This is a genomic window from Caballeronia sp. BR00000012568055 (assembly GCF_029439455.1).
GTDB lineage: Bacteria > Pseudomonadota > Gammaproteobacteria > Burkholderiales > Burkholderiaceae > Caballeronia.
Genome location: NZ_JAQFVG010000303.1, coordinates 34,395 through 42,564 on the forward strand (window position 1 = coordinate 34,395; position 8,170 = coordinate 42,564).

Annotated in this window: 9 protein-coding genes and 2 tRNA genes; 7 read left to right on the forward strand and 4 right to left on the reverse strand. The window is 58.5% G+C overall.

The window, feature by feature from the left end; all coding sequences use genetic code 11:
- Nucleotides 1-69 precede the first annotated feature (69 nt).
- The 4 genes from P7F28_RS20295 to P7F28_RS20310 all read left to right on the forward strand — a co-directional run bounded on the left by P7F28_RS20295 (nt 70) and on the right by P7F28_RS20310 (nt 2,744).
- Nucleotides 70-1,089: a class 1 fructose-bisphosphatase gene (locus P7F28_RS20295; protein WP_277186382.1), complete on the forward strand. Its 1,020-nt coding sequence runs from the start codon at nt 70-72 to the stop codon at nt 1,087-1,089.
- Between the two features lie 53 nt (nt 1,090-1,142).
- Nucleotides 1,143-1,218, forward strand: a tRNA-Thr gene (locus P7F28_RS20300).
- Nucleotides 1,219-1,826: 608 nt separating this feature from the next.
- Complete coding sequence (locus tag P7F28_RS20305; RefSeq protein WP_277186390.1) at nt 1,827-1,979, forward strand: hypothetical protein; 153 nt, start codon at nt 1,827-1,829, stop codon at nt 1,977-1,979.
- Between the two features lie 177 nt (nt 1,980-2,156).
- Complete coding sequence (locus P7F28_RS20310) at nt 2,157-2,744, forward strand: chorismate mutase (protein ID WP_277186383.1); 588 nt, start codon at nt 2,157-2,159, stop codon at nt 2,742-2,744.
- Here P7F28_RS20310 and P7F28_RS20315 read toward each other — a convergent pair.
- Nucleotides 2,741-3,895: an exonuclease domain-containing protein gene (locus tag P7F28_RS20315; protein WP_277186384.1), complete on the reverse strand. Its 1,155-nt coding sequence runs from the start codon at nt 3,893-3,895 to the stop codon at nt 2,741-2,743. The two genes, P7F28_RS20310 and P7F28_RS20315, sit on opposite strands and share 4 nt — an antisense overlap.
- 640 nt (nt 3,896-4,535) lie before the next feature.
- Here P7F28_RS20315 and P7F28_RS20320 point away from each other — a divergent pair.
- Both P7F28_RS20320 and P7F28_RS20325 read left to right on the forward strand, forming a co-directional pair.
- Nucleotides 4,536-4,739 carry a hypothetical protein gene (locus tag P7F28_RS20320; RefSeq protein WP_277186389.1) on the forward strand — a complete coding sequence of 68 codons (204 nt, stop codon included), beginning with the start codon at nt 4,536-4,538 and terminating at the stop codon, nt 4,737-4,739.
- A gap of 520 nt (nt 4,740-5,259) precedes the next feature.
- On the forward strand, nt 5,260-6,396 hold the full coding sequence (locus P7F28_RS20325) for a porin (RefSeq protein ID WP_277186385.1): 1,137 nt from the start codon (nt 5,260-5,262) through the stop codon (nt 6,394-6,396).
- A 98-nt stretch (nt 6,397-6,494) separates the two neighbouring features.
- On the opposite strand, the gene greB is transcribed toward P7F28_RS20325, so the two are convergent.
- Complete coding sequence (gene greB, locus P7F28_RS20330; protein WP_277186386.1) at nt 6,495-7,046, reverse strand: transcription elongation factor GreB; 552 nt, start codon at nt 7,044-7,046, stop codon at nt 6,495-6,497.
- Nucleotides 7,047-7,197: 151 nt separating this feature from the next.
- Here greB and P7F28_RS20335 point away from each other — a divergent pair.
- A tRNA-Arg gene (locus tag P7F28_RS20335) sits at nt 7,198-7,274 on the forward strand.
- 50 nt (nt 7,275-7,324) lie between these two features.
- On the opposite strand, the gene P7F28_RS20340 is transcribed toward P7F28_RS20335, so the two are convergent.
- Both P7F28_RS20340 and P7F28_RS20345 read right to left on the reverse strand, forming a co-directional pair.
- Nucleotides 7,325-7,822, reverse strand: coding sequence for a phage protein NinX family protein (locus tag P7F28_RS20340; protein ID WP_277184219.1), 498 nt, complete (start codon nt 7,820-7,822; stop codon nt 7,325-7,327).
- An 89-nt stretch (nt 7,823-7,911) separates the two neighbouring features.
- Nucleotides 7,912-8,170: ACT domain-containing protein (locus P7F28_RS20345; protein ID WP_306805845.1), on the reverse strand; the 259-nt coding region annotated here is incomplete at its 5' end.

The window sequence follows — 8,170 nt, forward strand, 5'->3', positions numbered from 1 at the left end:
TGTCACATGGAGGCGTCAGGTCCAGCGGTTAGAATCGTGAATATTCGTCTAACGCTCACGGAGCCTCGCATGTCCTCCATCTCAAGCCGCACTACGCTCACCAAGTATCTGATCGAGCAGCAGCGCGAACACCAGAACCTGCCGGCCGATCTGCGCCTTCTGATCGAAGTTGTCGCGCGCGCGTGCAAGCAGATCAGCTACCACGTCAGCAAGGGCGCGTTGGGCGAAGCACTCGGCAGCGCGGGCAGCGAAAACGTACAAGGCGAAGTGCAGAAGAAGCTCGACGTGCTGTCGAACGAAATTCTGCTCGAAGCCAACGAATGGGGCGGCAACCTGGCCGCGATGGCATCGGAAGAAATGGAAAAGATTTTCCCGATTCCGAATCGCTATCCGAAGGGCAATTACCTGCTGACCTTCGATCCGCTCGATGGCTCGTCGAATATCGACGTGAATGTGTCGATCGGCACGATCTTTTCGGTGCTGCGCTGCCCGGACGGCGCGGAGCGGAGCGAACAGGCGTTTATGCAGCCCGGCTCGCAGCAGGTCGCGGCGGGCTACGCCGTGTACGGTCCGCAGACCGTGCTGGTGCTGACCACCGGCAACGGCGTGAACTGCTTCACGCTCGACCGCGAACTCGGCTCGTGGGTGCTGACCCAGCGCGATATGACGATTCCCGTCGAAACGCGCGAGTACGCGATCAATGCATCGAACAGCCGTCACTGGTATGAGCCGGTGCAACGCTATGTCGGCGAACTGACCGACGGCAAGGACGGCGCGCGTAAGGAAGACTTCAATATGCGCTGGATCGCGTCGATGGTCGCGGATGTGCATCGGATTCTCAGCCGCGGCGGCATTTTCATGTACCCCGCCGATAAGCGCGATCCGTCCAAGCCCGGCAAACTGCGCCTGATGTACGAAGCAAACCCGATGGCGTTTATCGTCGAACAGGCGGGCGGCGCGGCAACCAACGGCGAGCAACGCATTCTCGATATCCAGCCGACGAGCCTTCATCAACGCGTGCCCGTGTTCCTTGGTTCGAAAAATGAGGTGGATCGTGTGACTCGTTACCACCTTGAGAAGAAAATTTGATTCAGGGGCTTGCGGAATCGAGAAAGCTGTCGCTATAATCTCATTTCTCTGATGCCGGAATAGCTCAGACGGTAGAGCAGCGCATTCGTAATGCGAAGGTCGGGGGTTCGATTCCTCTTTCCGGCACCAAACAAGATTCAACCGCATCAAAGCAAAAAGCCCAGTCCTCGTGACTGGGCTTTTTGCTTTGCGCAATGACATTTGCAAGATCGATTGCCAGGCAAACGAGCATTTGCCCACGCGCAACTGTGATGCGCGAATCGCTTTGCCTTGCGTGTCTCTTTTAAATCACGGTCAGTGATTTCACCTTTCCCCGTCGTGCTTAATCGATTGACGCCATATGTGCGCTTTCGTACAACAACGAACCATTTTCCGCTCTGCACCATCAAGCGTCAACGCGTGTTTCCCGGTATCGTTATATCCATAGAGGAAAGGCTACATTATTAGTGCGCGATGAGGCCATTGTCGCCGACCCGCGCCCCGCATGGCTTCCGGCTTCACGAGCTTTGCACCCGGAAATAAGTAGCTTTTGCGGCGGATTCAATCGAGATCGGTCACAAGTTACCGTTTGGATCACGAACGATCATGCGGTGTAAGTGCCAACTCAAGTTAGCGCCTCAAAATCCGATAAATCGAATTAACTGAAGACGCATTACTGATTTACAGCCGGATGTGGCAGCGCAAAAGCGGCATCGGCTATTTGCAGGCGGTATCTGTTGTTGTTATCGAGGAGAGAAATGATGGACGCGAAACCGACGAAAATCCCGACGCCCGACACGGTGCAATGCCCCGATGCGGACCCGACGGCGGTCGAGTTTCTGGCGACCGAGTTGCCCGAGCACGTGCGCGCGTTCTTTGACGAACAGCGCAAAGCGGCAACGTCCAAATAAGGCGGACGCGCTGAACATTCCCGCCGCCGTCGTGATGACGACGCCCGGTGCGTATGGGCCGATTTTTGGCTCGCGTATGGCTCACGCCAGGGAAACACACGCCCTTCTTTCCTGACCTCTTTCGAGCGGCCTTTCGATGCCGCTCGTCTCTCGTTTCCGCTTTCCTCCTCTCTTCCGATGCGCCTCCTCTCTCGCACCATCGTCGCCTGCGCCGCGTTGTTTTGCACTGTCACCACTCCCGCCCACGCCGATGGCGACGACACCGCGTTCACCAATCTCATCGCGCTGGTTTCGCAGCGGCTCGCGCTGGCCGAACCGGTCGCGCGCTACAAATGGGCGCGTCACGAAGCCATCACCGATGAACCGCGTGAAGCTGCGCTGCTGAAAAGCGTCGATCAGAAAGCGCGTGCGGCCGACCTGGATCCCGAGTTCGCGCATCAGTTTTTCCGCGATCAGATCGACGCCAGCAAGGATGTGCAGAACGCATTGTTCGCAAACTGGCGCGCGGTGAAGGCCGCGCCCGAAGGCTCGCCGCCCGATCTCGCCACGGAACTGCGGCCGAAGCTCGATCGATTGACGCAGTCGCTGCTCGGCGCGCTCGCGCGTATCGAACCGATTCGTCACGCCGACGATTGTCCGCTGCGCCTCGCCGATAGCGTCGCGCGATGGAAACATCTCACGCGCTACGATTCATCGATGAATGCGCCGCTCACGCGCGCGCTGTCGCATGTGTGCGCGGCGGGCGGTGTCGGCGCGGTGGGTTAAAGCGCGCTGGCGGGAACGTCGGTTGGAAGGGAAAGCGGCTTGACGATCAGACCGCGCGCGAGCCGGTCGCTGAGAATGCGATGAATGGCGGCTTCGAACGATCGCGTATCGGCTTGAGCGATCAGCGCGCGCGCTTCATGAAGCGACGGCGCGGTGCCAAGATAACGCCATCGATCGACGACATGACAGGCGTGCGTGCCGGTTGACGCATCACGCTCTTCGATCACGATCGCGCCGGCATACGGCCACGGCGCGCCACCCGAATCGCCCGCGCGCTGCTTGTGAACGCGATTGTGCGCAGGCTTCAGATCCGCGACGAACTGCGCTTCGGCGAGCAACGCACCGATTTCGCCGCCCGTCGCCCTCCATTCGACACGCCTCACCAGCGCCGCCAGCCGCACATCCTTCGATGACCGACGCGGCCCGGTCAGATGCGAGCGCACGCGCTGACGCATCCGCACGCTTTTGCCGACGTAGAGCGGCGCATCGTTATCGCCGTAGAAGATGTAGACGCCGCAGCCTGCATCGATATTTTCGATCGTGTCTTCGTCGATATGCGCGGCAAGCTGAAACCGGCGCGTGACGCGTTCCACATGCGCACGCAGCACGTCCGGCGCGTGCGCCCGATGCAGATGCCGCCAGAATTGCCAAAGCAGATCGGCATCGGCGAGCGCGCGGTGGCGGGCGGTCGGCACGAGCGCATGACGGACGACGAGCGCATCGAGTCCGTGGCGGCTTTCGGCGGGATACACCGCGCGCGACAGTTGCACGGTGCACAGCACGTCCGGCGCGAATCGCATGCCGATGCGCTTGAACTCGCTCTTCAGAAAACTATGGTCGAAGTGCGCGTTATGCGCGACGAACAGCCGGCCGTTCATGCGTTCGAGCAGGTCCGCAGCAAGTTGCTCGAAGCTCGGTGCATCCGACACCATTTCGTTCGTGATGCCGGTCAACTGTTGGATAAACGCGGGAATCGGCTTGCCGGGATTGACGAGCGAAGTCCACTGCGACACACCCGTCGGTCCGACTTCGACAATGCCGATTTCAGTGATTCGGTCGATACCGAAGGTCCCGCCCGTCGTTTCGAGATCGACGAAAACGAGCGGTTCGGAGGGAAGCGGAAAGTCGTGCGTGGGCAGATTGGCTTGCATGGCGGCGGCGAATTACGGTGATCTGATCGCCGTGAAACCGGAAAGCGTCATTCTAGCGTACAGGGACGCGGCGGCTTATAAACGACCGCGCGAGCGTTCGGCATAATTTTCCAGGCAATTATGCCGATTTGTCTTTGCTTAGTGTTTTCACTTATTTTGCGCAAATTCGTAGGTGTCAGTATTCGTCGCAGTTTTAAATAGCCTCAGAAGCCGAAGTTCCTGCAATGGCGGAAAACCCTTAAGCCAATCACCGTATTCCGGCGTTTTTCCGTGACAGTCATGCGCCGCTCACTGGGCGGCCGCCAGCGCGCCAGCACACGGGCTTGCGCAGGCTTTTGCGAATACTTCCGCATTAACTTTTCGGCAAACCAAATCAGCGTCTTTCTGTGGGACTAAATGCGAAGGCGATTAATCAGGCGTCGCCGCAATTAATGGATCCTTGGCAAGCAAATCAAATAGCTGAACTAGAACAATTACCGAAAAGCAAAAATTACATGACTAGTAACAAGACGATTCAAAACGTAAGTGTTAACTCGCCTTGTCGAATTGAAACGCTGTCAGCAATATAGAGGTGAATTAGCAATGAAATGTAAAAAGGAGGTCAGACATGATGACCCAATTCAAACGCATCGCTCAATGGATGAAATCGATCGCAGCACCCGCGATCACGCCTGAAACCGAAGTCGCATCGTCACTGGAATTTGATCCGTCGTGGCACGGCGATCACTGGCAGAACCTGCTCTCATCGCCGATGGACGCCCGCCGCTACGTCATGGAGGACTGGGCGATCCCGCTCGAAACCGATGTTGTCACGCCCGAGGCCGAGCCAGAACCCGCGGCTTAAGCGCGAAAAATCAGGCAAAAAAAAGCGCGACTCGAAAGTCGCGCTGACAAAGTTTGGAGATCTTTTTCCGTCAACGAAAAAGTCTGCTTCGGAAAGCAGAGCCCTCAGTATAGCGATGCACTTCGCAATAATTACGCGCACTATTAGCAATCGTCTCTTTCTGATTTCTCAACAATCCGAAAATCGGATTCTTCCTGTTGCTTATACGTGACAATTCATGTCGCGCAATCGCAACGTCAATTGGTTGACACCTGCGGGCTTACGACTTTATTCGGCCATAACGCCTTGTATCAAAAGGAAAATAAGCGAATTTCCGATCATTGCTGAATCAAGAATGATTTATTGCGGATTTCGGAACGCCACACCTTGTAACTGCGTCTTTACACTTCGTCTGGTCCGGAAACAAATGTGTCGCATCCCCTGACACATTGCTCCTGCGAACGCGCCTCTCGCAGCGCACGCAGCGAGGTTTCCTCAAAGCTGGGTTCCCAAGGCCCACACTGCTCTCGGAGTTACAAAGATGAAAAAGACTCTCATGGTCGCCGCCCTGACGGGCGTTTTCGCTACCGCAGCCCACGCACAAAGCAGCGTCACGCTGTACGGCCTGATCGATGCAGGTATCACCTACACGAACAACCAGAACGGTCACAGCAACTGGAAAGAAACCAGCGGCTCGGTGAACGGCAGCCGTTGGGGCCTGCGCGGCGCTGAAGACCTCGGTGGCGGTCTGAAGGCCATCTTCACGTTGGAAAACGGCTTCAACATCAACAACGGCACGCTGGGTCAAGGCGGTCGTGAGTTCGGCCGTCAAGCATTCGTTGGTCTGTCGAGCGATCAGTTCGGCGCGGTCACGCTCGGTCGTCAATATGACTCCGTGGTCGATTACCTCGGGCCGCTGGCTCTGACGGGCACGCAATACGGCGGCACGCAGTTCGCCCACCCGTTCGATAACGACAACCTCGACAACACCTTCCGCGTCAACAACTCGATCAAGTACACGAGCGCGAACTACGCCGGCTTCAAGCTGGGCGCGCAATATGGCTTCTCGAACGCGGCTGGCGGTTTCAGCAACAACCGCGAATACAGCGTCGGCGCATCGTATAACTACGGTCCGTTGAACGTCGCTGCGGCTTACCTGCAACTGAACAACGGCAACAACCCGCTGCAAGCGAATGGCGCAGTGGCTGGTGACGCACCGTTCATCGCAGGCCGTCAGCGCATCTTCGGTGGTGGCATCAGCTATGCATTCGGCCCGGCAACGGTCGGCTTCGTGTTCACGCAAACCATGCTCGACGACGCTTCGGCAATCGCGCCGAACGGCACGCAAAACGGCACGACGCAAACTCTGAGCGATGGCCACGTCCGCTTCACGAACTACGAAGTGAACGGCCGCTACAACCTGACGCCGGCTCTGTCGCTGGCTGCAAACTACACGTACACGAACAGCCGTATCGACGGCGTGTCGCCGAAGTGGCACCAGGTCGATCTGCAAACGGCCTACGCGCTGTCGAAGCGTACGGACGTGTATCTGCAAGGCGAATATCAGCACGTGATCGGCCTCGACGGCGCACCGCTGGGCGCGACGATCAACGGCGTGGGCATGTCCTCGTCGTCGAATGTCGTGTCGGCAACGGTTGGCGTTCGTCACCGCTTCTAAGCTTCACGGCAGTATCGCAGTTGAAAAAGCCGCTCCTCGGAGCGGCTTTTTTTCGTGCTGACCGACCTTATCGATCACCTCATCGATCACCCTATCGATCAGCTCGGATATCGCACGTCGAGAATGTCGATCTGCTGGACGCCGACGGGCGTATGCAGCGACACCGTATCGCCGATCTTCGCCTTCAGCAGCGCGCGCGCGACCGGCGAGATCCAGCTCACGAAACCGCGATCCAGATCCACCTCGTCCACGCCGACGATGGTCACCGTCTTCACATCGCCATCATCGCCCGCATAATCGACGCTCGCGCCGAAGAACACCTGATCGACGTTCTCCTGCCGGGTGCTATCGACCACTTCCGCCAGATCCAGCCGCTTGGTCAGAAAGCGGATCCGCCGATCGATTTCGCGCAGCCGCCGCTTGCCGTAGATGTAATCACCGTTCTCCGAACGATCGCCGTTGGACGCGGCCCACGACACCAGCTTCACCACTTCGGGACGCTCGGTATCGAGCAGTTGCAGAAGCTCGTCGCGCAGCCGCTTGTGCCCTTCCGGCGTGATGTAGTTCTTGGTGCCAGCGGGGACATCGGGCTGACCGAGGTCGAGATCGTCGTCGCTGTCGTCCGACTCTTTGACAAATGCCTTATTCATGATGCAAACCGATTGAGTGCGCGCTATCCAAAACACCAAGTTACCACGCCACGCGGCCTTGTGCGGGACGTGCGCGCCGGGCCGGTATCGATAATTCGGTCAACAGCACTTCCCTTTTTTTATAGGCTTGGCTATAATTCCGCTTCTGCGTGCGGCTGTAGCTCAGTTGGATAGAGTACTTGGCTACGAACCAAGGGGTCGTGGGTTCGAATCCTGCCAGCCGCGCCATTTTTCGAAGGGCCTTCCGGACGGAAGGCCCTTTTTGTTTCTGCGGCGCTTTATTGCCGAGGCGTTGAACCAATATCGCCGATATGCGCTTCCGGCCGCGGCATATCCTCCACCGATAACGACGTCACCGCGCTCGACTCTTCGATCGGATCGGCTTGCAGGCCCGTCAGCGCTTGCGGGCGACGCGGGTATTCATCCTCGACGCTGTCGCCAAACGAATGCCGCACGAAGGCCCGCAGCAACGCGGTCCGTAGCGACTCGCCGCGCCCTTCCATCGTTTCGCCGTCCTTGCCAAAGCTCACCGTGCATACGACTTCACCGCGCCCGTGATCGTGCATTTCGAGCTTGCACGCGCGCTCGAGCACGACAGACGCCGCATCCCACGACGTCGACGGCAGGAACCGTCCGTCCCAGGGCTTGCCGCGATCGTTGCCGCGAATGGAGAGCGTCTCTCCGCTGTCGGTGAAGTGGATTTCCCGAATGAAATCGTGCAGGCCGCGCGCCACCCAGTAATCGAGCGTGGGGCCTTCGAGATCGGAAGTGTTCATTGCGGCGCATTCTCCTGTGCATCGATGAATGAATCGATCGACGACAGCCATGCACGCCGCGTTCCCGCGCCGAACGGGAAATGGGAGGATCAGTAGTCGGCGCGTTCCCGGTCGATGCGCATGCCGCCGTCCTGATTGCGATGATGCGGCTCGTCGCTTGGACGCTCGCGCGCGATACGCATGACGTCGTGATTCGTGCGCACGCGGCGCATCACATTCGCCAGATGCACGCGGTCGCTGACCTGAATGACAAAGCGCAGCAGCTTGGCTTCCTGCGACACGTCCTCGTCCATCGCGATATGCACGATATTGGCATCCGCAGAGGTAATGTCGGCGGCAACGCGCGCG

What these genes read in the sequence shown, in the direction of transcription:
- P7F28_RS20315 (WP_277186384.1), bottom strand. Translation starts at nt 3,895, where the DNA reads ATGCAAGCCAATCTGCCCACGCACGACTTTCCGCTTCCCTCCGAACCG.
- P7F28_RS20295 (WP_277186382.1), top strand. Translation starts at nt 70, where the DNA reads ATGTCCTCCATCTCAAGCCGCACTACGCTCACCAAGTATCTGATCGAG.
- greB (WP_277186386.1), bottom strand. Translation starts at nt 7,046, where the DNA reads ATGAATAAGGCATTTGTCAAAGAGTCGGACGACAGCGACGACGATCTC.
- P7F28_RS20305 (WP_277186390.1), top strand. Translation starts at nt 1,827, where the DNA reads ATGATGGACGCGAAACCGACGAAAATCCCGACGCCCGACACGGTGCAA.
- P7F28_RS20325 (WP_277186385.1), top strand. Translation starts at nt 5,260, where the DNA reads ATGAAAAAGACTCTCATGGTCGCCGCCCTGACGGGCGTTTTCGCTACC.
- P7F28_RS20340 (WP_277184219.1), bottom strand. Translation starts at nt 7,822, where the DNA reads ATGAACACTTCCGATCTCGAAGGCCCCACGCTCGATTACTGGGTGGCG.
- P7F28_RS20320 (WP_277186389.1), top strand. Translation starts at nt 4,536, where the DNA reads ATGAAATCGATCGCAGCACCCGCGATCACGCCTGAAACCGAAGTCGCA.
- P7F28_RS20310 (WP_277186383.1), top strand. Translation starts at nt 2,157, where the DNA reads ATGCGCCTCCTCTCTCGCACCATCGTCGCCTGCGCCGCGTTGTTTTGC.